Origin of the sequence: Streptomyces amakusaensis (assembly GCF_039532665.1) — a bacterium.
In the GTDB taxonomy this organism is placed as follows: Bacteria; Actinomycetota; Actinomycetes; order Streptomycetales; family Streptomycetaceae; genus Streptomyces; species Streptomyces amakusaensis.
The window spans coordinates 65,386-86,367 of record NZ_BAAASB010000016.1 but is presented as its reverse complement, the minus strand read 5'-3'; the positions used below and the strand labels follow the sequence as shown (position 1 = coordinate 86,367).

Below are 20,982 nucleotides of genomic sequence, written 5' to 3'. Positions count from 1 at the left end.
CGGGCCGCCGTCCGGCCCGCGCGGCCGGGCCCGCGAAACCGTTCCGCCCGGGGACGCCCGGGTGACGCCGGGAGAACACTGGGGGAACATCGCGCGGAACCCCATTGTCGCCCCCGTCGCGCCGCCCGCAACGCGAGCGGCTCCCGGGCGTACACCCGTGTGCCGTCGGCACTGGCCGGGAGGCGCTCTTCCCAAAGCGCGGGAGGCGGACCAGGATTGCCCTCCGCGACTCGCGCCTCCCCGGCGTCGTCGTACCGGGCCCGGCACGGCCCGATGTGGAAGGATCTTTTCGAGGAGGCCGCACGGGGCCCGCGCCCCGCGCGGCAGCCGTCGGCACCCGAACGAAAGGCCGGCCATGGACTTCGGACTCGTTCTCCAGACGGACCCGCCGTCCTCCACCGTCGTCGAGCTGATGCGGCGCGCGGAGAACCAGGGCTTCCGCTACGGCTGGACCTTCGACTCGGCGGTGCTCTGGCAGGAGCCCTTCGTCGTGCACAGCCGGATCCTGGAGCACACCGAGGGCCTGATCGTCGGCCCCATGGTCACCAACCCGTCCACCAGGACCTGGGAGGTCACCGCCTCCACCTTCGCCACCCTCAATGAGATGTACGGCAATCGCACGGTCTGCGGCATCGGGCGCGGCGACTCGGCGATGCGCGTCGTGGGACGCCCGCCCAACACCCTCGCCACGCTCGGCGAGGCGATCGGCGTCATCCGCGATCTCGCCGAGGGCCGCGAGACGCTGGTGAACGGCCGCCCGCTGCGGCTGCCCTGGGTGCGGGACGGCAGGCTGCCGGTGTGGATGGCCGCGTACGGGCCCAGGGCGCTGGCCCTCGCCGGGCAGCAGGCCGACGGATTCATCCTCCAGCTCGCCGACCCCTATCTCGCCGAGTCGATGATCACCGCCGTGCGCACGGCCGCGTCCGACGCGGGCCGCGACCCCGCCGACGTCACCGTCTGCGTCGCCGCGCCCGCCTATGTCGGGGACGATCTCGCCCACGCCCGGGACCAGTGCCGCTGGTTCGGCGGCATGGTCGGCAACCATGTGGCCGACCTGGTCGCCCGCTACGGAGAACACTCCGAGCTGGTGCCCGAGGCGCTGACCTCGTACATCAAGTCCCGGCACGGATACGACTACAGCCACCACGGGCGCGCGGGCAACCCCTCGGCGGACTTCGTGCCGGACGAGATCGTCGACCGCTTCTGTCTGCTGGGCCCGGCCGAGGCCCACATCGAGAAACTCCGCGCCCTGCGCGCCCTCGGCGTCGACCAGTTCGCCGTCTACGCCATGCACGACGCCCGGGAGGAGGTCATCGACGCCTACGGGGAACGGATCATCCCGGTGGTCGGCGGCTGACACCGGGCCGCCGGCCGGTCCGGCGGCGGCCGGCGGCGCGGAAGCGCCGGCTCAGCGGTTCGAACTCGCCCCGCTCGCAGGGCTCACGGGAGCGCTCGGGGGTGCCTTCGGACGGCTCCAGCGGCGCATGACGGGCATTTCCACGGCGTGGTAGAGCACCCAGCTGATCAGGAGGGTGAGCGCGAACCAGCCGCCCGTGCGCACGATCCCCTCGAACACGCCCCACTGCCGCCTGCTCCCGAGGGCCACCGGCCCGTGGTACGCCACGACCAGGTGCACCATGTAGAAGGCGAAGGACAGCTCCCCGAGGCGCACCGCCTTTCTGCCGCTCAGCAAGGAGGGCCGGCCGGCCGCGTCGGCATGGGCCCCGCTGGCGACCACGAGGGCGAGCGGAATGACCGCGGGCGCCACCAGTCCGTACGAGCCCGGCAGCCAGACCGTCAGAAGATAGCCGGGCACCACCGAAAGCATCGCCACCGTACGGCTGATCGGAATCCACCGGCCGGTCATCACGATACGGGCCAGGAGAATTCCGATGACGAACTCGAAGAGCCGACTGGCCGGCAGGAAGTAGACGGACCAGAATTGCAGCCACCCGAATTTCGCGCCGCCCGCGGGTTCGTTGGGCAGCAGTGTCTCCGCCAGTACCGGGACGGCGAGCACGCACAGCATCATGATGCCGGCCCATTTCCACAGATTTCCCGGGCGGACCTTGTTCACGAGCAGCAGCAGGGCCGGGAAGAGCAGATAGAAAATCAATTCCACGGAGAGGGACCACGCCACTCCGTTCGTCCCGTAGAGGACCTCGTACTTCGGCACCCAGGCGTGGACGAGGAACAGGCCGGGGGCGAACTCGGTCAGGGACACCGCCCGGCCGGTCAGCAGGATCAGAAGGAGCCCGCCGATCCAGGTGACGAAGTGGGTCGGGTAGATCTTCGCCAGCCTGCGCCGCCAGAACAGCAGCGGCCGGTCGTCGGCGCGCGCCGACCAGGTGAGCACGAAGCCGCTGAGGATGAAGAAGAACGAGACCCCGACACTGGCCAGCATGCCGAAGTATTTGTCGATTTCCTTGTTCAGCTGCTGGTCGGTGAACATCCGGGCCAAAGACATGTGGGCGAGGAAGACCAGCAGTGCGGCGATGAATCTCATACCGGTGAGGGACGGCAGTGCCGCCGGGCGCGGAGAGGGGCTTTTCTCTGGCATGCGCTTTCCTCGCCTTTTCGGTATTCGCTTGGCCGGGAGCGGTGCAGCGGAAAATCCGACTGGGCCCGTGCGGGCATTTACCGAGGGGGACTGTACAGAGCTGTCTCCCTGTTCCGTCAATCAAAAGTCAACTGCCGGGTAACGGGTGGTAAACCTTCTGCTGCCGCCGACGCCGAAAGGGGATGGTCCCGAAAGCCCATGGCTTCGGGACCATCCCCTTGGCTGCACCGCCGAGCCCCTCGCCCGGGGTCAGGGCACGCGCGCGGTCCACTCCTCGTTCTGGAACTTGGTCCTGACCAGATCCAGGGCGCGCGCCATCTCCTCGTCGGTGACCTCGCCGTCCGTCAGGCCGTAACGCCCCCGGAAGGATTCGATCATGCGCTCGATGACGGCCTCCCGGGGCAGCCCGGTCTGCCGGCGCAGCGGATCGACGCGCTTCTTGGCGCTCTTGGTGCCCTTGTCGGAGAGCTTCTCCCGGCCGATGCGCAGGATGTCGAGCATCTTGTCGGCGTCGATGTCGTACGCCATGGTCACATGGTGCAGCACCGCGCCGGGGCCGCCGTCCGGGCCGACCACGCGCTTCTGGGCCGCGCCGGCGACCTTGCCCACATCGGTGGCGATGTCGTTGAGCGGCTGGTACCAGGCCTTGATGCCCATGTCGCCGAGCGCGCCGAGGACCCAGTCGTCGAGATACGCGTACGAGTCCGCGAAGGAGAGACCCGAGACGAGGGACTCGGGGACGGCGAGGGAGTACGTGATGGTGCTCTGCGGCTCCGCGAACATCGCGCCGCCGCCGGAGATCCGGCGGACCACCGTGGCCCCGTGGCGGGCCGCGCCCTCGGGGTCGACCTCGTTGCGGAGGGACTGGAAGCTGCCGATGATGACGGCCGGCGAGTCCCACTGCCAGACCCGGAGCGTCGGGGGCCGCCGGCCGGCCGCCACCTCGCCCGTGATGACCTCGTCGAGCGCCATGTGCAGGGCGGGCGACTGGGGGGCGTCATGGATGAGCTGCCAGTCGTAGTCGCGCCAGTCGGTGGCCTGGGCGAGCGCGCGGCGCACCGCGACGGCCACGCTCTCGGCGGTGAAACCGAAGAGGACCGCCGACTCGGGCAGCGCGGCGACGATGCGCGAGGTCAGACCCTCGGTGCCGGTGTCGGCGGGCGCGCCCTCCAGCGCCGCGTCGATCAGCAGGATGGCGTCGTCGGGCTCCAGGAAGAAGTCTCCGGCCACCCGGACGTTCTTCAGGAGGCCGTCCGCGACCTCCAGGTCGACGACCACCAGCTTGCCGCCGGGGACTTTGTACTCGCCGTGCATGGTTCCTCCGGGGCCGTGGGCGCTCAAGGGCCTCAAGTCGTTCCTGCCGACTCCAACGTAACCGGCCGCCGGAGTGTTCCTCCGGCGGGCCCCGGCCCGGCACCGCGATGTCACAGGGCCGTGCTTAGCTGGTCATATGATCGATGACTATCTGGCCGGGGACCTGTCCGCCGTCGAAGAGGCGATCCGCAAGGCTGCCGCCGCCGAGATCATGCCGCGGCACCGGCAGCTCGCCGCGCACGAGATCGTGCAGAAGAGCGGCCCGCACGATTTGGTGACCACGGCCGACCGTCTCGCCGAGGAGCACCTCACCGCCTCCCTGACCGCGCTGCTGCCCGGCTCGGTCGTGGTCGGCGAGGAGGCGGTCCACGCCGACCCGTCGGTCCTCGCCGCGCTCGGCGGCGACGCGCCCGTGTGGATCGTGGACCCGGTCGACGGGACCCGGCAGTTCGTCCGGGGCGAGGCCGGCTTCTGCACCCTGGTGGCCCTCGCGGTCCGCGGCGAGGTCCTGGCGTCCTGGACCTACGCGCCGGTGCTCGACTGGATGGCCACGGCCGTCAAGGGCCGGGGCGCCCGGCTGAACGGCGAGCGGCTGCTGCCGGGCCCGCCCGAGCCCGGCGCGGATCTGAGGGTGGCGATGTCCCACCCCGACTACACCACCGACGACCAGAAGCGCGCCCTGCTCGTCCTCGACACGCCGGGTGTGCGGGCGCGCCCCTGCGGTTCGGCCGGTCTCGAATATCTCGGAGTGGCCCGGGGCGATCAGGAGGGCGTCGCCTTCTCCTGGGAGAACGCCTGGGACCACGCGGCCGGACTGCTGCTGGTGACCGAGGCCGGGGGCGCGCATCTGACGCTCTCCGGCAAGGAGTTCCGCATAGCCGGGGGCAACGCCATGCCGTTCACCGCGGCCCGCACGCCCGAGACGGCCGAGCGGATCCGCGCGCTGCTGGCCTCCTCCGGCTGACCGGATCCGTTCCCGCGCAGGGGTACGGGGGCGGCGCGCGGCGCGTTCCGGCGCGCCCCTCGCCCGCCCCCCGGCACCCCGTGAGCGGCCGAAGTGCTCCTCCCGCGCCCCGCGTCGGAGCGCACCCGCCGCCGTGCCGCCGCCGCGCCGGAATATCCTGGGTCCTCCAGGCCGCCGGCCTACCGAAGGAGTCGTTGGAGTGAGGGCGATGCTCGACGCCGTCGTCGTGGGGGCGGGCCCCAACGGGCTGACGGCCGCAGTCGAACTGGCGCGCAGAGGCCGTACCGTCGAGGTCTTCGAGGCCAAGGAGACGGTCGGGGGCGGTGCGCGCACCGAGGAGCTGACTCTCCCCGGCTTCCGCCACGACCCGTGCTCCGCCGTGCATCCGCTCGGCATCGGCTCCCCGGCGTTCGCCGCGATGCCGCTCGACCGGTACGGACTCGAGTGGCTGCACCCCGAGCTGCCGATGGCGCACCCCTTCGACGACGGCACAGCCGCCGTCCTCTCCCGCTCGGTCGCCGAGACCGCTGCCTCCCTCGGGCCGCGCGACGCGGGCACCTACCGCCGGCTGCTCTCCCCCCATCTGGGCACGTGGGACGTGCTGGTCCGCGACTTCATGTCGCTGCCGCTGACCGCGCTGCCCCGGGACCCGGTGGGGCTGGCCCGGTTCGCCGCCGCCGGACTCCCCCCGTACAGCTGGCTGATGCGCCGCTTCCGGGACGACCGGGCCCGCGCCATGATGGCCGGGCTCGTGGCCCATGTGATCGCCCCGCTCAGTGGCATCGCGACCAGCGGCGTCGGACTGCTCTTCGCGCTCGCCGCGCACGAGAAGGGCTGGCCGCTGCCGCGCGGCGGCTCCCAGTCCATCGCGGACGCCCTCGCCCGCTATCTGGCCGACCTCGGCGGCACGGTCCACACCGGTTTCGAGGTCAAACGGCTGGATGATCTGCCCCCGGCGCGCGCCTATCTCTTCGACACCTCGCCGACCGCGCTCGCCCGGATCGCCGGGCTGGGCCGGAGCTATGAGAACTACCGCTACGGCGCGGCCGCGTTCAAAATCGACTACGCGCTGGACGGGCCGGTCCCCTGGACGGCCCAGGAGCCCCGCCGCGCGGGCACCGTCCAGATCGGCCCCTCCAGCCGGGAGATCGCCACCGCCCTCGGCCGGGCGACCGGGGGCTCGGCCCCCACCACCCCGTTCCTGATCACCGCCCAGCCCAGTCTGGTCGACCCCTCCCGGGCCCCCGAGGGCAAGCATGTCTTCTGGGCGTACGGCCATGTGCCCAACGGATGGGACGGCGATCTCACCGACGCGATCGAGCGGCAGATCGAGCGCTTCGCCCCCGGCTTCCGGGACCGGGTCCTCGCCCGGGCCACCGCCGGGCCCCCGCAGCTGGAGGCGCGCAACGCCAACTACGTCGGCGGCGACATCGCCTGCGGGGCCGCCGCCGGACTGCAGCTGCTGCTCCGCCCCACCGTCTCCCTCTTCCCCCACCGCACCCGGCACCCCTCCGTCTTCCTCTGCTCGGCGGCCTCCTGGCCCGGCCCCGGAGTGCACGGCATGTCGGGCCACAACGCCGCCAAGGCGGTCTGGCGGGCGCTGCGCGAGGCCGACGCGCGATGAGGCGGGCGAGCGGGCGAGCGGCGGGGGGCCGCCGGTGTCAGGACCAGGCCCCGGCCGCTCCCGCTCGGGCCGCGTAGTCCTCGAAGGACCGGGCCGGCCTGCCGAGCAGCTTCGGCACACCGTCCGCGGGCGCGGACGTGTGCCCCGCCCGGAACAGGGTGAACATCGAGTCCAGCATGGTCGCGAAGGCCTCCGGCACACCAGAGGCCCGCAGTTCGGCGACGTACGCGTCCGAGGTCAGCTCCTCGAAGACGACGGGGCGCCCGGCGGCCCGCGCCATGATCCCGACCGCCTCGCCGAAGGTGAGGGCGCGTGGTCCCGACAGTTCGTAGATCTGGCCGTGGTGCTCGTCGCCGGTCGCCGTGAGGAGTACGGCCGAGACCTCGGCGATGTCCGAGACATCCACGAACGGCTCGGGCACCGAACCGGCGGGCAGCGCCAGCCGGCCCGACCGCAGGAGCGGTCCCCACGGATCCTGGTCGAAGTTCTGGTTGAAGTTGTTGGGGCGGATCACCGTCCACTCCACCCCCGACTCGCGCACCGCCCGCTCCGCCTCGGCCATCCCCGTGCCGAAGTCGCTGGAGTGCTCGATGCCCCGGCCGGACAGCACCACGAAGCGCGTCACGCCGCCGGCGACGGCCTGACGCACCAGGGCGCCGACGGGCTCCGGGTCCTCCGGGGCCACCAGTTGGACGGTGTTCGCGCCGCCCAGCGCGGGGCCCCAGGTGTCCGGGAGGTCCCAGTCGAACGTCACTTCGCCGGAGCGGGAGGCGGCGCGCACCCGGTGGCCGGCGGTTCGCAGCAGTGGCACCAGCAGGCGTCCGGTCTTGCCGGTCGCCCCGAGCACCAGAATCTCATTCGTCACATGATCGGTCATACGGTCAGCCTGCCGTCGGCGACCGCCCCTGACCATGGCCGACGGTCCGCGCCCCATGTGTGTGCGTACGGTGGGCGCATGGATCCCTTGGACGACCTGTTACGGGGTGTGCGGGCGGACGGCGCGCTGTTCGACCGCTCCGTGCTCACCCCGCCGAAAACCCTCCGGCTGGGCGGGGGAGCGTCGCTGACGCTCTGTGTGCCGCTGCGCGGGGAGGTGAGCGTCCGGCGAGGCGGGGAACGGCGGACGCTGCGGCCGGGCGATGTGGCGGTGGTGCGCGGCCCGGAGCCGTTCGCCGCCTCCGCCGCGGCGGGGTCCGCCGGGGACACCACGCTGCTGGCCGGGGTCTACCGGGTGCGCTCGGCGGTGCCGAGCCGGCTGCTGCGGATGCTGCCGGGCTTTCTGCTGCTGCGCGAGGAGTACGACTGGACCGTGACCCGTGACCATCTGGAGGCCGCGGTGGCCGTCGCCGGTCCCGCGCACCAGGTGGTGCTGGACCGGCTGCTTGACTGGCTGCTGGTCTGCACCCTGCGGCAGTGGTTCGACCGGCCGGACGCGGACCCGCCGGCCTGGTACCGCGCGCTGGGCGACCCGGTGGTGGGCCCCGCGCTGAGGGCGATGCACGAGCGGCCCGGCCAGGCCTGGACCCTGGCCGCCCTCGCGGCCGAGGCCGGGGTCTCGCGCACCACGCTGGCCAAGCGCTTCCCCGAGGCGGTGGGGGAGTCGCCGATGAGCTATCTGACGGGATGGCGGATGGCGCTCGCCGCCGATCTGCTGGCCGAGTCGCGGGCGACGGTCGCCTCCGTGGCCCGCCGGGTCGGCTACGCGGACGCCTTTGGCTTCAGCGCCGCGTTCAAACGCACCAGGGGCGTCAGCCCCACCGCTTTCCGGGCCGACGCCAACGCCGCCGCCGATACCGAGGCCGATGCCGAGGCCGTCGAGGCCGTCCGCCCCGGGCCGACGGCGGCGATCGTGAGACGGCCGCCGTCGGACCCGAAGCGGGATTCGCTCAGCTCCAGGGGTTCGACGGCTGGTCGTTGATCGCCGTCCAGAACCGGGTGCCCAGCGGAACATCACCGTGGGCGTAGTAGCTCCAGCCGCCCGAGTACGCCAGATTGGGCCCGTACCGGCCGTCGTGGAACTCGGCCATCCGCCAGCCCGCGCCCAGGCTGTTCGCGCACACCTGGTCCGCGATGGCCCGGCTGGTCAGCCGGGTCCCGCGAATGGGGCTGGTCGCCGCGACCGTGCCGCGCGCCCAGCCCGCGTAGAAGTCGGGGGTGATGCCCGCGGGGACCGGGCTGCCGTCGATTCTCAGACACAGCAGCGGGAGCGAGGAGGTGGTGGCGGTGTCCCCCGTGTACGGGTTGCTCAGGGGGCCGCCGCCGACCCGGACCGTACCGCTCGGTCCGTCCCCGAGCAGGGTCCATGTCATCGCGGACGCGGCGGCCGGGGCGGGCGGGGCGGCGGCGGACACGGGGGACACGGCCGTCGCCAGGGCCGCCGCGACGGCGGCGACGAGAGCGAAACCTGATGTGATCCTGCGCAAGGGGGTCTCCTCACTCGCGTGACACACAGAATGTGCTTCACCGCTGGTGGATTCTTCACGTTCTCCACGGCTTCGCCATAGAAGAGAACCGGTCAGCATCCCCGCCCGCCCGACCGTCCCGGGCGCAGCACCAGCCCCACCCGAGCCGGCCCCGCCCCCGCCCCCGACGGCCCGGACCCTGCCGGGACCGCGTCCGGTCCGCGCCCGGTCCGCTCCCGCGCGCCGCCCCTCCGCCCCGCCGCCCGCCGGGAAGGGCGACCCCGGGCGTACCCGCCGCACCGAGGGCCCGGACCGCGGACGGCACCGGGACGGAGCACTCCGACCCCCGACCCCGACCACCGTTCCAGCAGCTCAGAGCCGTCGACGGCCGCTTCCGCCGCCCCTTCGTCCGGCTCGCGCGAGAGTCCCCGAGCGGCCCCGGCGGCGAAAGGCTGATGTCGTTTTCTCGCCAGCATCGCCCGATGCGATGCCCGATGCTTGACCTATGCACGCCGACACCGAGCGCTGTGTACGCGCCGTCCAGTCCAAGGACGCCCGATTCGACGGCTGGTTCTTCACCGCCGTACTGACCACGGGCATCTACTGCCGCCCCAGCTGCCCGGTCGTTCCCCCCAAACCCCAGAACATGACCTTCTACCCGAGCGCCGCCGCCTGCCAGCAGGCCGGCTTCCGGGCCTGCAAGCGCTGCCGCCCCGACACCAGCCCCGGATCGCCCGAGTGGAACGCCCGGGCGGACGCCGTGGCCCGCGCCATGCGGCTGATCGGCGACGGAGTCGTGGACCGCGAGGGCGTGCCGGGCCTCGCCGCCCGCCTCGGCTACTCCACCCGGCAGATCGAGCGCCAGCTCCGCGCCGAACTGGGCGCGGGCCCGCTCGCCCTGGCCCGCGCCCAGCGCGCGCAGACCGCGCGGCTGCTCATCGAGACCACCGCCCTCCCCATGGCGGAGATCGCCTTCGCCGCCGGCTTCTCCTCCGTGCGCACCTTCAACGACACCGTCCGCGAGGTCTTCGCGCTCTCCCCGGTGGAGCTGCGCGCCCGCGCCGCGCGCGGCGGCGTCCGGCCGTCGCCGACCCCCGGGGTGATCGCGCTGAGACTCCCGTACCGCGAGCCGCTCAACCCGAGCAATCTCTTCGGCCATCTCGCCGCCACCGGAGTCCCCGGCGTCGAGGAGTGGCGCGACGGCTCCTACCGGCGCACCCTGCGGCTGCCGTACGGACACGGCGTCGTCTCCCTCGCCCCGGCCACCGGGCACATCGCCTGCCGGCTCGCCCTCACCGACCCGCGCGACCTCACCATCGCGATCAGCCGGTGCCGCCGCCTCCTCGACCTGGACGCCGACCCCGTCGCCATCGACGACCGGCTCCGCGGCGACCCGCTCCTGCGCCCGCTGGTGGACGCCGCGCCCGGCCGCAGAGTGCCGCGCACCGTGGACGCGGCCGAGTTCGCCGTACGCGCGGTGCTCGGCCAGCAGGTCTCCACCGCCGCCGCCCGCACCCACGCGGCCCGGCTGGTCCGGGCCCACGGCGAACCGGTCGAGGACACCGAGGGCGGTCTCACCCATCTCTTCCCCTCCGCCGAGGCGCTCGCCGGGCTGGACCCCGACTCCCTCGCCCTGCCCCGCAGCCGCCGCACCACGCTCACCACCCTGGTGACGGCGCTCGCCGACGGGGCGCTGAAGCTCGGCACCGACAGCGACTGGGAGGAGTCCCGCGACCGGCTCGCCGCGCTGCCCGGCTTCGGACCCTGGACCGTCGAAGTGATCGCGATGCGCGCCCTCGGCGACCCCGACGCCTTCCTCCCCACCGACCTCGGCATCCGCCGCGCGGCGGCCGGCCTCGGACTCCCGGCCACCCCGGCCGCCCTCACCGCGCACGCGGCGGCCTGGCGGCCCTGGCGGGCCTACGCGGTCCAGTACCTCTGGGCCACCGACACCCACCCGATCAACCACCTCCCGGACTGAGGAAACACCACCATGATCAGGCAGCACACGGTCCTCGACAGCCCCTACGGCCCGCTCACCCTCGTGGCCACCGACGGGGTCCTCAGCGGGCTGTACATGACCGACCAGCGCCACCGCCCGGACGAGGAGACCTTCGGCGAGCGCGACAGCGCCCCCTTCGGCGAGACGGTCCGCCAGCTCGACGCGTACTTCGCCCGCGAGCTGACCGAGTTCGACCTCCCCCTGCGACTGGCGGGCACCCCCTTCCAGCGCGGCGTCTGGGAGCGGCTCCTCGCCATCCCCTACGGGGAGACCCGCACCTACGGAGAGCTGGCCGAGGAACTCGGCAACCCCAACGCCTCCCGCGCGGTGGGCCTGGCCAACGGCAAGAACCCCGTGTCGATCATCGTCCCCTGCCACCGGGTGATCGGCTCCACGGGCAGCCTGATCGGGTACGGGGGAGGCCTCACCCGCAAACAGCGCCTGCTCACCTTCGAATCCGGCGCCTCCGCCGAACCGGAGGACGCCCTCTTCTAAGACTGCGACCGGGGTACGGGGGAGTCAGCCCCGGTCCAGAGCCTTCGCCGCCCCCGAGCCCACCGGCCGCCCGTCCACCAGCTCCACCGGTCCCGCCCCGGCGGCCAGCGCATCCAGCGCCGCGTTGAGCCGGTCGCCGAAGCGCCCCGGGAGCAGCTCGTACAGCTCCTCACGGGCGACCAGCCGCCAGGACAGCAGCTCCTCCTCCTGGAGCCGGATCGCCCCCAGCCGCTCGTCGGTCAGCACCCCGCCGTCGTACAGATGGAGCGTGATCGGCGGCCTGAGGTCGCCGCGCGTCCAGTCCACCGCCAGCAGCGCCCCCGGCTCCACATCCAGCCCGATCTCCTCCAGCGTCTCCCGCCGGGCCGCCTCCCGGGGCGTCTCCCCGGCGTCCGACTCGACGGTCCCGCCGGGCAGCGTCCAGCCGTCCCGGTAGTTCGGCTCCACCAGCAGAATCCGACCGTCCCGGTCCCGCAGGACGGTCGAGGCACTCGCGAGGATCTTGGGCAGGGAGGCGATGTACGCCGTGTAGTCCATGGTCACACCGGCAGACTAGGCCCTGGCCGCCGTGCGGGTCCTCAGGACATCGCGGCCAGGCGGACCGTGCGCGCGGCGAGCTCGCTGATGCGCGCGCCGTCGAAGCCGAAGACCGCGCTGCGCACCCGGTCGTGGAGCGGATCGGTCCAGACGGCGGGGATGGCGCGCGCGCCGTACAGCACCCCCGCGACCGAGCCGGCGGTCGCGCCGTTGGAGTCGGTGTCCAGGCCGCCCCGGACGGTCAGGGCGATGGTGCGGGTGAAGTCGCCCGCGCCGTAGAGCAGCCCCGCGGTGATGACGGCGGCATTGGGCACGGTGTGGATCCAGTGGAGCGAGCCGGTGCGGGACTCCAGCTCGTCCAGCGTCCCCGACCAGTCCGTCCCCGACTCGTGCAGCGCCGTCGTGTGGCGGACGGTACGGGCGAGCCGGCCGCTCGCGGGGATGTGCTCCAGGGCGGTGTCGATCGCCTGCCGGGGGCCGTCGGCGGTGAACGCGGCGGCGATCAGCGCGGCCGCCCACATCGCGCCGTGGACGCCGCTGCCCTGGTGGGAGAGGACGGCGTCCCGGCGGGCCAGCAGGGCGGCGCGGTGCGGATCGCCGGGCGAGGTCCAGCCGAAGACATCGGCGCGGATCAGCGCGCCGATCCACTCCTGGTAGGGATTGTCGTACGTCGCGGTGCGCGGCGGCTTCAGCCCGTTCGCGAGATTGCGGTAGGCCGCCCGCTCGGCGGTGAACGTCTGGAGGTACGGCAGCCGCCGCAGCCACATCTCGCCCACCTGCTCGGTGGTGAAGGCGAAGCCGTGGGCCTCCAGCAGATGCAGCCCCAGGATCGCGTAGTCGACGTCGTCGTCGCGGCAGCTCCCGTTGATCCGGCCGCGTACGCACTGGGGCCACTCCGGGCGCAGCTCGAACTCGCCGGGCTGGGCGTCGGGCGGGGGAGCGGGCAGATAGTCGGTGAGCGGGAGCGCTCCCGTACGGCGCAGATAGCGGTCGATGCGCTCCCGTGTCCAGTACCCGCCGCGCTCCACGGGCTTGCCGAGCATGTTGCCCGCGACCCTGCCCTGCCAGCCGCCGAGGATCCGGTCGGTCAGCTCCGAGTGATGTAGACCCATGTCTCTGGTGTACCCCGGACGGAGCGCCCCTCCTCCGGGAACACGACGAGGGCCCGGACGCGACCGGCGTCCGGGCCCTCGAAGGGGTGAAACAAGGGGTGAGGCTCAGGGAAGCTGTGCCGCCCGTGCCTCACGGCGATTGTCACGGAACGTGTTCACGCGCCGTGCGGTGGCGAAGAGCGGGATCACCGCGCCCAGCACCACCTGGAGCGCACAGCCGGTCTGGAGCAGCAGCTGCCCGTTGGGGGCGTCGAACGCCCAGGCCGCCAGCAGGCCCATCGCGGAGACGATCCAGCCGAGCATCGCGACCGCGAGGATGCCCCGCGGCTTCGGGTACTCGACCCGGCTCACCATCAGCCATGCCGTGCCGATGATCGCCAGGAGAGTCGGTACGAAGGGCAGCTCCAGCAGCACGATCGAGACGATCGTGAGCGCGCCGAAGGGGCTCGGCATGCCCTGGAACATGCCGTCCTTCATCGTCACACAGGAGAATCTCGCGAGCCGCAGCACCACCGCCAGCAGCACCACGATGGCGGCCAGGGCCGACACCTGTTCCACCGCGTCCGCCGTGACCATGCCGTAGACGAGCACGAAGTACGCCGGCGCGAGGCCGAAGCTGATCAGATCGGAGAGATTGTCCAGCTCCGCGCCCATCGGCGAGCTGCGGAGCTTGCGCGCCACCAGCCCGTCGAAGAGGTCGAAGATCGCCGCGAGCAGCATCAGGATGACGGCGGTCGCGGCGCTGTGCCGCGCCATGCCGGACTCCTGGCTGCCCTCCAGATGCGGAATGAGGATTCCGGTGGTGGTGAAGTACACCGCCATGAATCCACAGGTCGCGTTGCCGAGGGTGAGCGTGTCCGCTATCGACAGCCGCAGAGAGAGAGGCATCTCCTCCGCTTCTTCCTCGGCCTCCGCGGTGGCCTCGGCGACCCAGCCCGCCTGTGTCTCAGGATCAATCACGGTCAATGCGAGTCACCCCCGCGGTCGTGGTCTGACCGACCTCGACCGCGACCTCGACACCTTCCGGCAGATAGATGTCGACGCGCGAACCGAAGCGGATCAGACCGATCCGATCCCCCTGCTCGACCTTCGTGCCCTGGGGCACGTACGGGACGATGCGCCGGGCGACGGCGCCCGCGATCTGCACCATCTCGATGTCACCGAGCTCGGTGTCGAAGTGCCAGACAACGCGCTCGTTGTTCTCGCTCTCCTTGTTGAACGCCGGCACGAAGCCGCCGGGGACGTGCTCGACCGATGTCACGGTGCCCGCCAGCGGGGCGCGGTTGACATGGACGTTCAGCGGGCTCATGAAGATCGCGACGCGGGTGCGCCCGTCCTTCCACGGCATGATGCTCTGCACCACTCCGTCGGCGGGCGAGATGACCCTTCCCTGGGTGATCTCGCGCTCGGGGTCGCGGAAGAACCACAGCATGCCCGCCGCGAGCGCGGTGGTGGGCACGGCGATGACCGCGGCCGCCCGGGAGCTGCGCGCCCGGGCCAGGCTGAGGGCGGCGGTGGCGACGGTCGGCAGGAGCCACGGCGATGCTCCGCGCGCGAGGCGGACACGGCCGCGAGGTGCAGAGGTTTGGCTGTGGGGCATGGATGACCTTCGTGGCGGACGATGCCGCACTGGTTGACGGGTACTGCGGCTTTCCGTCGATGCTATCGGGTGGGAGCCGCAACTGGGAAAGCCAGGAACCGAGTCGGCGGCCGGAAGCGAATGACGAGATGTGATCTTCTTCGCGGAGAAAGCACCCCAAACAAGACAATCAACCCTCGATTCGGTACTCCTCCAGCAAACGCCGGCCGATGATCATTTTCTGGATCTCGGCGGTACCTTCACCGATCAGCAGCATCGGGGCCTCCCGGTAGAGGCGCTCGATCTCGTACTCCTTGGAGAAGCCGTAGCCGCCGTGGATGCGGAAGGCGTCCTCGACGACTTCCTTGCAGTACTCGGAGGCGAGGTACTTCGCCATCCCTGCCTCCAGGTCGTTTCGTTCCCCGGAGTCCTTTTTGCGTGCAGCCTTCACCATCATCGCATGGGCGGCCTCGACCTTGGTGGCCATTTCGGCCAGCTTGAACTGAATGGCCTGGTGGTGGGCTATGGCGCGACCGAAAGTGTGGCGTTGCTGGGCATAGGAGACTCCCAGCTCGAAAGCACGCTGCGCGACGCCGCAGCCACGCGCGGCCACATTGACCCGGCCCACCTCGACGCCGTCCATCATTTGGTAAAAACCTCGGCCGGTGACCCCGCCGAGCACCCGATTCTCCGGAATGCGCACCCCGTCCATGATCATTTCGGTGGTGTCGACACCCTTGTAACCCATCTTGTCGATCTTCCCCGGGATGGTGAGCCCCGGACGGACCTCACCGAATCCCGGCTCCTTCTCGATCAGGAAGGTCGTCATCGACCGGTGGGGAGCCGTCCCCTCGGGGTGTCCTTCGTCACTTCGCACCAGAACGGCCACCAGATTCGAGGTTCCGCCGTTGGTGAGCCACATCTTCTGGCCGTGCAGCAGATGGCCGTCGCCGTCGCGCACCGCCCTGGATGTGATCGCGGACACGTCCGAGCCGAGTCCCGGCTCCGACATCGAGAACGCGCCCCGCACCTCGCCCAGCGCCATCCTCGGCAGAAAGGTCTCCCGCTGCTCCCGGGTGCCGTGCTGCTTGATCATGTACGCGACGATGAAATGGGTGTTGATGATGCCCGAGACGGACATCCATCCCCGGGCGATCTCCTCGACGCACAGGGCGTAGGTCAGCAGCGACTCGCCGAGCCCCCCGTACTCCTCCGGAATCATCAGCCCGAATACGCCGAGTTCCCTCAGCCCCTCCACTATCCGGGTCGGATACTCGTCCCGGTGCTCCAGCTCGGTCGCGACCGGAATGATCTCCTTGTCGACGAATTCCCGGACCGTGGCCAGGATCTCCCGCTGGACGTCGGTCAGCCCCTCGGTCTGGGCGAGTCGCGCCATCGTCACCCCTCCCTCTTCGCTTCCCCGGCCGAGGGGGTCCTCGGCTCCGGGCGGCCGGGCTGCTCGCCGCCGCGCTCCTCGACGTACGCCTCGGTCGGCACCATCACCTTGCGCCGGAAGACGCAGACCAGCGTCCCGTCCTGCTTGTGCCCCCGGGTCTCGACCGTCACGATCCCCCGGTCGGACCTGGACCGTGACGGGGTCTTGTCCAGCACGGTGCTCTCGCCGTAGACGGTGTCGCCGTGGAAGGTCGGTGCGAGGTGCCGCAGCGATTCGACCTCCAGATTGGCGATCGCCTTCCCGGAGACGTCGGGCACCGACATCCCCAGCAGCAGCGAGTACACATAGTTTCCGACCACGACGTTCCGCCCGAAGTCGGTGCTGGTCCCGGCGTAGTGGGCGTCGAGATGGAGCGGATGGTGGTTCATCGTCAGCAGACAGAAGAGATGGTCGTCGTACTCGGTGACCGTCTTCCCCGGCCAGTGCTTGTAGACGTCCCCGACGGCGAACTCCTCGTAGGTACGGCCGAACCGCATGGCGCTCACACCTCCGGGGCCGTGAAGGAGGAGGTGCGGACCATTCCGGCCGCGCGGCCCTTGCCCGAGACGACCAGCGCCATCTTCCGGCTCGCCTCGTCGATCATCTCGTCGCCGAGCATCGCCGAGCCCTTCCGTCCGCCCGCCTCCGAGGTGTGGTGGTCGTACGCGTCGAGAATCAGCTCGGCGTGGTCGAAGTCCTCCTGCGAGGGCGAGAACACCTCATTGGCGGCCTCCACCTGCCCCGGGTGCAGCACCCACTTGCCGTCGTAGCCCAGCGCGGCCGCCCGCCCGGCGACCTCCCGGAAGCCGTCGACATTCCTGATCTGGAGATAGGGGCCGTCGATCGCCTGGAGATCGTGCATCCGGGCGGCCATCAGAATCCGCATCAGGATGTAGTGGTAGGCGTCCGCCGGATAGCCGGGCGGCTGCTCGCCCACCACCAGCGACTTCATATTGATGGACGCCATGAAGTCGGCCGGGCCGAAGACGATCGTCTCCAGCCGGGGGGAGGCCCCGGCGATGGCGTCGACGTTCACCAGCCCCCGCGCGTTCTCGATCTGCGCCTCGATGCCGATGCGGCCCACCTCGAAGCCCATCGCCTTCTCGATCTGGGTCAGCAGCAGATCCAGCGCCACGATCTGCTGGGCGTCCTGGACCTTCGGCAGCATCACACAGTCCAGATTCTGGCCGGCCCCCTCCACCACCGTCACCACATCGCGGTAGGTCCACTCGGTGGTCCAGTCGTTGACCCGGACGACCCGGGTCTTGCCGGTCCAGTCGCCCTCGTTGAGGAACTTCACGATGGTGTGCCGGGCGTCCGGCTTGGCGAGCGGGGCGCAGGCGTCCTCCAGATCCAGGAAGACCTGGTCGGCGGCGAGCCCCTGGGCCTTCTCCAGGAAGCGGGGGTTGGAGCCGGGGACCGCCAGGCAGGAGCGGCGCGGGCGCGGACGGTTCACGGGCCGGGTCATACGGGGACCTCCAGAGGGTCGAGATGGTTGGCTTTCCGGATCTCGTCGACGATACGGCCGATGATCTCCGTGATGCCGAAGTCCTTCGGGGTGAAGACGGCGGCCACCCCGGCCGCCCGCAGCAGGTCCCCGTCCGCCGGGGGGATGATCCCGCCGACGATCACCGGAATGGGGGTGTCGCCGGTGCCGCCGGGGGCGGAGGGGTTCGCGCCCGCCGCGCGCAGCCGCTCCAGCACCTCGGGCACCAGCGCGGTGTGCGAGCCGGAGAGGATCGAGAGCCCCACACAGTGCACGTCCTCCGCGAGCGCGGCGGACACGATCTGCTCGGGAGTGAGCCGGATGCCCTGATAGACCACCTCGAACCCGGCGTCCCGGGCGCGCACCGCTATCTGCTCCGCGCCGTTGGAGTGCCCGTCGAGCCCCGGCTTGCCCACCAGCAGCCGCAGCCGCCCGCAGCCCAGTTCGGCGGCGGTCCTGGCGGCCGTCGACCGGACCCGGGCCAGCGGGGTGCCGGCCTCGGCGGCGACCGTGAGCGGAGCCCCCGAGACCCCGGTCGGGGCCCGGAACTCGCCGAACACCTCGCGCAGCGCCCAGGACCACTCCCCGGTGGTCACCCCGGCCCGCGCGCACTCCACGGTGGCGGCCATCAGATTCCCGGTGCCCTCCGCCGCCTTCCGCAGCGCGGTGAGCGCGCCGGCCGCCCGGACGCCGTCGCGCCGCTCCCGCCACTCGTGGAGCGCGGCCACCACCGTGGCCTCGTTCGCCGGGTCGACCGTCATGACCGCCGCGCCGAGGTCCGCCGTGAGCGGGCTCCGCTCGGTCGCCTCGAAGACATTGACGCCGACGATCTTCTCCTCGCCGCTCTCGATCCGGGCCCGCCGCTCGGCGTGCGAGGAGACCAGCCGCGACTTGAGATAGCCGGACTCCACGGCCGCCATCGCGCCGCCCATCGCGTCGATCCGCTCGATCTCCGCGAGGCACTCGGTCTCCAGCGAGGCCACCTTGGCCTCGACGACGTGGGAGCCCGCGAAGATGTCCTCGTACTCCAGCAGGTCCGACTCATGGGCCAGCACCTGCTGGATCCGCAGCGACCACTGCTGGTCCCAGGGGCGCGGCAGCCCCAGCGCCTCGTTCCAGGCAGGCAGTTGCACGGCGCGGGCGCGGGCGTCCTTGGAGAGGGTGACCGCCAGCATCTCCAGCACGATCCGCTGGACGTTGTTCTCCGGCTGCGCCTCCGTCAGCCCGAGGGAGTTGACCTGGACGCCGTAGCGGAAGCGGCGCTGCCGGGCGTCCTCGACCCCGTACCGCTCACGGGTGACACGGTCCCAGATCCGGGAGAACGCCCGCATCTTGCACATCTCCTCGATGAAGCGGACGCCGGCGTTCACGAAGAACGAGATCCGGCCGACCACCTCGCCCCGGCGTTCCTCCGGCACCTGGCCCGAGGCGAACACCGCGTCGAGCACGGCGATCGCGGTGGACATGGCGTACGAGATCTCCTGGACCGGGGTGGCCCCGGCCTCCTGGAGGTGGTAGCTGCAGATGTTGATCGGGTTCCAGCGGGGGATCCGGTCGACGGTGTAGGCGATCATGTCGGTGGTCAGCCGCAGGGAGGGGCCGGGCGGGAAGACATGCGTCCCGCGCGACAGATACTCCTTGACGATGTCGTTCTGGGTGGTGCCCTGGAGCGCGGCGGGGTCCGCGCCCTGCTCCTCGGCGACGACCTGGTAGAGCGCCAGCAGCCACATCGCGGTGGCGTTGATCGTCATCGAGGTGTTCATCCGGTCCAGCGGGATGTCCCGGAAGAGCCGCCGCATGTCGCCGAGATGGGCGACGGGGACGCCGACCCGGCCGACCTCGCCCCGGGCGAGGAGGTGATCGGGGTCGTACCCCGTCTGGGTGGGCAGGTCGAAGGCGACCGAGAGCCCGGTCTGCCCCTTGGCGAGATTGCGGCGGTACAGCTCGTTGGAGGCGTCGGCGGTCGAGTGGCCGGCATAGGTCCGCATCAGCCACGGCCGGTCCTTCTGGCGCTCTGTCATGGTCGGTGCGGCCCCTCAGGCGTCATGGTCGGCGCGGAAGAGATTGATGGAGTCGAGATGGCGCGCGCGGGTCTCGGGATCGCGGACCCCGAGGCCCTCGCGGGGGGCCAGCGCGAGCACGCCGACCTTGCCCTGGTGGACATTGCGGTGGACGTCGTACGCGGCCTGGCCGGTCCGCTCCAGCGGATAGACCCGGGAGAGGGTGGGGTGGATCTTCCCCTTGGCGACCAGCCGGTTGGCCTCCCAGGCCTCGCGGTAGTTGGCGAAGTGGGAGCCGATGATCCGCTTCAGTGACATCCAGAGATAGCGGTTGTCGTACTCATGGGTGTAGCCCGAGGTGGAGGCGCAGGTCACGACGGTGCCGCCCTTGCGGGTGACGTAGACGGACGCGCCGAAGGTCTCCCGGCCGGGGTGCTCGAAGACGATGTCCACGTCCTCCCCGCCGGTCAGCTCGCGGATGTGCTCGCCGAACCGCTTCCACTCGCGCGGGTCCTGGGTCCGCTCGTCCTTCCAGAACCGGTATCCCTCCGCGCCCCGGTCGATGACCGCCTCGGCCCCCATCGCCCGGCAGACCGACGCCTTGCGCTCGCTGGAGACGACACAGATCGGATTGGCCCCGCCGGCCAGCGCGAACTGGGTCGCGTAGGAGCCGAGTCCGCCGCTCGCACCCCAGATGAGCACATTGTCGCCCTGTTTCATCCCCGCGCCGTTGCGCGAGACGAGCTGGCGGTAGGCGGTGGAGTTCACCAGGCCGGGGGCCGCCGCCTCCTCCCAGCTCAGATGGTCCGGCTTGGGCATCAGCTGATTGGACTTGACCAGGGCGAGTTCGGCGAGCCCGCCGAAGTTGGTCTCGAAGCCCCAGATCCGCTGCTCGGGGTCGAGCATGGTGTCGTTGTGCCCGTCGGAGGATTCCAGCTCGACCGAGAGACAGTGGGCGACGACCTCGTCGCCGGGCCGCCAGGCGTTGACCCCGGGGCCGGTGCGCAGCACCACGCCCGCCAGGTCGGAGCCGATGACGTGGTACGGGAGATCGTGCCGCCGGGCCAGCTCGGAGAGCCTGCCGTAGCGCTCCAGGAAGCCGAAGGTGGGCAGCGGCTCGAAGATCGAGGTCCAGACCGAGTTGTAGTTGACGGAGCTGGCCATGACGGCCACCAGCGCCTCGCCGGGGCCGAGTTCGGGCACGGCGACGTCCTCGATGTGCAGGGACTCGCGCGGGTCCTTCTCCCGGCTCTCCAGCCCTTCGAACATCGCGGCCTCGTCCTTGTGGACGGTGACGGCGCGATAGGACTCGGGGACCGGCAGCGCGGCGAAGTCGGCGGCGGTGCTGTCCGCCGATTGGATCGCGTCCAGGATTTCCTTCACGGTGTTGCCTCCGGCGAAGCGCGTCGGGGCGCAGAGGGACGCCCCGTGCTGAGTGAGGGTCGGGCTTGCTGCTGTGGAGGTGTGCCGTC

The 20,982-nt window shown here is 71.4% G+C and carries 18 protein-coding genes and 1 pseudogene; 6 read left to right on the top strand and 13 right to left on the bottom strand.

The features are described 5' to 3' along the window. Positions 1-355: 355 nt before the first annotated feature. Entirely contained in the window at positions 356-1,357 is a 1,002-nt protein-coding gene (locus ABD371_RS26255; RefSeq protein WP_344481643.1) for a TIGR03842 family LLM class F420-dependent oxidoreductase, read from the top strand. Between the two features lie 51 nt (positions 1,358-1,408). Here the strand turns inward: ABD371_RS26255 and ABD371_RS26250 are convergent, their stop codons facing one another. Beyond that, positions 1,409-2,560 carry an acyltransferase family protein gene (locus tag ABD371_RS26250; RefSeq protein ID WP_344481638.1) on the bottom strand — a complete coding sequence of 384 codons (1,152 nt, stop codon included), beginning with the start codon at positions 2,558-2,560 and terminating at the stop codon, positions 1,409-1,411. 249 nt (positions 2,561-2,809) lie between these two features. After that, a complete protein-coding gene (lplAB, locus tag ABD371_RS26245) occupies positions 2,810-3,874 on the bottom strand; it encodes a lipoate-protein ligase LplAB (RefSeq protein WP_344481635.1) in 1,065 nt (354 codons plus the stop codon). A 136-nt stretch (positions 3,875-4,010) separates the two neighbouring features. Between lplAB and ABD371_RS26240 the strand changes: the two genes are divergently transcribed. Together ABD371_RS26240 and ABD371_RS26235 are read left to right on the top strand one after the other, a co-directional pair. After that, a complete protein-coding gene (locus tag ABD371_RS26240; protein WP_344481631.1) occupies positions 4,011-4,838 on the top strand; it encodes an inositol monophosphatase family protein in 828 nt (275 codons plus the stop codon). Positions 4,839-5,046: 208 nt separating this feature from the next. After that, positions 5,047-6,462 (top strand): phytoene desaturase family protein, encoded by a 1,416-nt coding sequence (locus ABD371_RS26235; RefSeq protein ID WP_381734607.1) that lies wholly within the window; start codon positions 5,047-5,049, stop codon positions 6,460-6,462. Positions 6,463-6,499: 37 nt separating this feature from the next. On the opposite strand, the gene ABD371_RS26230 is transcribed toward ABD371_RS26235, so the two are convergent. Then, positions 6,500-7,339: an NmrA family NAD(P)-binding protein gene (locus ABD371_RS26230; RefSeq protein ID WP_344481623.1), complete on the bottom strand. Its 840-nt coding sequence runs from the start codon at positions 7,337-7,339 to the stop codon at positions 6,500-6,502. A 78-nt stretch (positions 7,340-7,417) separates the two neighbouring features. On the opposite strand from ABD371_RS26230, the pseudogene ABD371_RS26225 reads away from it, so the two are divergent. Continuing rightward, a pseudogene (locus tag ABD371_RS26225) lies at positions 7,418-8,263 on the top strand (AraC family transcriptional regulator); the annotation flags it as partial. An 85-nt stretch (positions 8,264-8,348) separates the two neighbouring features. Here the strand turns inward: ABD371_RS26225 and ABD371_RS26220 are convergent. After that, on the bottom strand, positions 8,349-8,885 hold the full coding sequence (locus ABD371_RS26220; protein WP_344481617.1) for a hypothetical protein: 537 nt from the start codon (positions 8,883-8,885) through the stop codon (positions 8,349-8,351). Positions 8,886-9,369: 484 nt separating this feature from the next. Here ABD371_RS26220 and ABD371_RS26215 point away from each other — a divergent pair, with 484 nt between their 5' ends. Together ABD371_RS26215 and ABD371_RS26210 are read left to right on the top strand one after the other, a co-directional pair. Next, positions 9,370-10,845: an AlkA N-terminal domain-containing protein gene (locus tag ABD371_RS26215; RefSeq protein WP_344481614.1), complete on the top strand. Its 1,476-nt coding sequence runs from the start codon at positions 9,370-9,372 to the stop codon at positions 10,843-10,845. Positions 10,846-10,857: 12 nt separating this feature from the next. Continuing rightward, on the top strand, positions 10,858-11,361 hold the full coding sequence (locus tag ABD371_RS26210) for a methylated-DNA--[protein]-cysteine S-methyltransferase (RefSeq protein ID WP_344481611.1): 504 nt from the start codon (positions 10,858-10,860) through the stop codon (positions 11,359-11,361). A gap of 24 nt (positions 11,362-11,385) precedes the next feature. On the opposite strand, the gene ABD371_RS26205 is transcribed toward ABD371_RS26210, so the two are convergent. The 9 genes from ABD371_RS26205 to ccrA all read right to left on the bottom strand — a co-directional run bounded on the left by ABD371_RS26205 (position 11,386) and on the right by ccrA (position 20,893). Continuing rightward, complete coding sequence (locus ABD371_RS26205; protein ID WP_344481972.1) at positions 11,386-11,898, bottom strand: NUDIX domain-containing protein; 513 nt, start codon at positions 11,896-11,898, stop codon at positions 11,386-11,388. A 41-nt stretch (positions 11,899-11,939) separates the two neighbouring features. Continuing rightward, a complete protein-coding gene (locus ABD371_RS26200) occupies positions 11,940-13,010 on the bottom strand; it encodes an ADP-ribosylglycohydrolase family protein (RefSeq protein WP_344481608.1) in 1,071 nt (356 codons plus the stop codon). 105 nt (positions 13,011-13,115) lie between these two features. Continuing rightward, a complete protein-coding gene (gene pssA / locus ABD371_RS26195) occupies positions 13,116-13,976 on the bottom strand; it encodes a CDP-diacylglycerol--serine O-phosphatidyltransferase (protein ID WP_344481606.1) in 861 nt (286 codons plus the stop codon). Then, the gene (locus ABD371_RS26190; protein ID WP_190123428.1) at positions 13,963-14,610 is read right to left on the bottom strand and encodes a phosphatidylserine decarboxylase; all 648 of its coding nucleotides are present in this window, start codon (positions 14,608-14,610) and stop codon (positions 13,963-13,965) included. Before ABD371_RS26190 ends, pssA begins: the two co-directional genes overlap by 14 nt. Before the next feature lie 169 nt (positions 14,611-14,779). Further along, on the bottom strand, positions 14,780-15,985 hold the full coding sequence (locus tag ABD371_RS26185) for an acyl-CoA dehydrogenase family protein (protein WP_344481604.1): 1,206 nt from the start codon (positions 15,983-15,985) through the stop codon (positions 14,780-14,782). Between the two features lie 2 nt (positions 15,986-15,987). After that, positions 15,988-16,521, bottom strand: a complete 534-nt coding sequence (locus ABD371_RS26180) for a MaoC family dehydratase (protein ID WP_344481602.1) — start codon at positions 16,519-16,521, stop codon at positions 15,988-15,990. Positions 16,522-16,526: 5 nt separating this feature from the next. Continuing rightward, positions 16,527-17,492, bottom strand: coding sequence for an HpcH/HpaI aldolase/citrate lyase family protein (locus ABD371_RS26175; RefSeq protein ID WP_344481600.1), 966 nt, complete (start codon positions 17,490-17,492; stop codon positions 16,527-16,529). After that, a complete protein-coding gene (locus ABD371_RS26170; RefSeq protein WP_344481597.1) occupies positions 17,489-19,531 on the bottom strand; it encodes a protein meaA in 2,043 nt (680 codons plus the stop codon). Before ABD371_RS26170 ends, ABD371_RS26175 begins: the two co-directional genes overlap by 4 nt. 15 nt (positions 19,532-19,546) lie before the next feature. Further along, on the bottom strand, positions 19,547-20,893 hold the full coding sequence (gene ccrA / locus ABD371_RS26165) for a crotonyl-CoA carboxylase/reductase (RefSeq protein ID WP_190123431.1): 1,347 nt from the start codon (positions 20,891-20,893) through the stop codon (positions 19,547-19,549). Between the last annotated feature and the right edge of the window lie 89 nt (positions 20,894-20,982).

What these genes read in the sequence shown, in the direction of transcription:
- ABD371_RS26255 (WP_344481643.1), top strand. Translation starts at nt 356, where the DNA reads ATGGACTTCGGACTCGTTCTCCAGACGGACCCGCCGTCCTCCACCGTC.
- ABD371_RS26250 (WP_344481638.1), bottom strand. Translation starts at nt 2,560, where the DNA reads ATGCCAGAGAAAAGCCCCTCTCCGCGCCCGGCGGCACTGCCGTCCCTC.
- ABD371_RS26200 (WP_344481608.1), bottom strand. Translation starts at nt 13,010, where the DNA reads ATGGGTCTACATCACTCGGAGCTGACCGACCGGATCCTCGGCGGCTGG.
- ABD371_RS26230 (WP_344481623.1), bottom strand. Translation starts at nt 7,339, where the DNA reads ATGACCGATCATGTGACGAATGAGATTCTGGTGCTCGGGGCGACCGGC.
- ABD371_RS26210 (WP_344481611.1), top strand. Translation starts at nt 10,858, where the DNA reads ATGATCAGGCAGCACACGGTCCTCGACAGCCCCTACGGCCCGCTCACC.
- ABD371_RS26235 (WP_381734607.1), top strand. Translation starts at nt 5,047, where the DNA reads ATGCTCGACGCCGTCGTCGTGGGGGCGGGCCCCAACGGGCTGACGGCC.
- ABD371_RS26190 (WP_190123428.1), bottom strand. Translation starts at nt 14,610, where the DNA reads ATGCCCCACAGCCAAACCTCTGCACCTCGCGGCCGTGTCCGCCTCGCG.
- ABD371_RS26185 (WP_344481604.1), bottom strand. Translation starts at nt 15,985, where the DNA reads ATGGCGCGACTCGCCCAGACCGAGGGGCTGACCGACGTCCAGCGGGAG.
- ABD371_RS26205 (WP_344481972.1), bottom strand. Translation starts at nt 11,898, where the DNA reads ATGGACTACACGGCGTACATCGCCTCCCTGCCCAAGATCCTCGCGAGT.
- lplAB (WP_344481635.1), bottom strand. Translation starts at nt 3,874, where the DNA reads ATGCACGGCGAGTACAAAGTCCCCGGCGGCAAGCTGGTGGTCGTCGAC.
- ABD371_RS26180 (WP_344481602.1), bottom strand. Translation starts at nt 16,521, where the DNA reads ATGCGGTTCGGCCGTACCTACGAGGAGTTCGCCGTCGGGGACGTCTAC.
- ABD371_RS26175 (WP_344481600.1), bottom strand. Translation starts at nt 17,492, where the DNA reads ATGACCCGGCCCGTGAACCGTCCGCGCCCGCGCCGCTCCTGCCTGGCG.
- ABD371_RS26215 (WP_344481614.1), top strand. Translation starts at nt 9,370, where the DNA reads ATGCACGCCGACACCGAGCGCTGTGTACGCGCCGTCCAGTCCAAGGAC.
- ABD371_RS26240 (WP_344481631.1), top strand. Translation starts at nt 4,011, where the DNA reads ATGATCGATGACTATCTGGCCGGGGACCTGTCCGCCGTCGAAGAGGCG.
- ABD371_RS26170 (WP_344481597.1), bottom strand. Translation starts at nt 19,531, where the DNA reads ATGACAGAGCGCCAGAAGGACCGGCCGTGGCTGATGCGGACCTATGCC.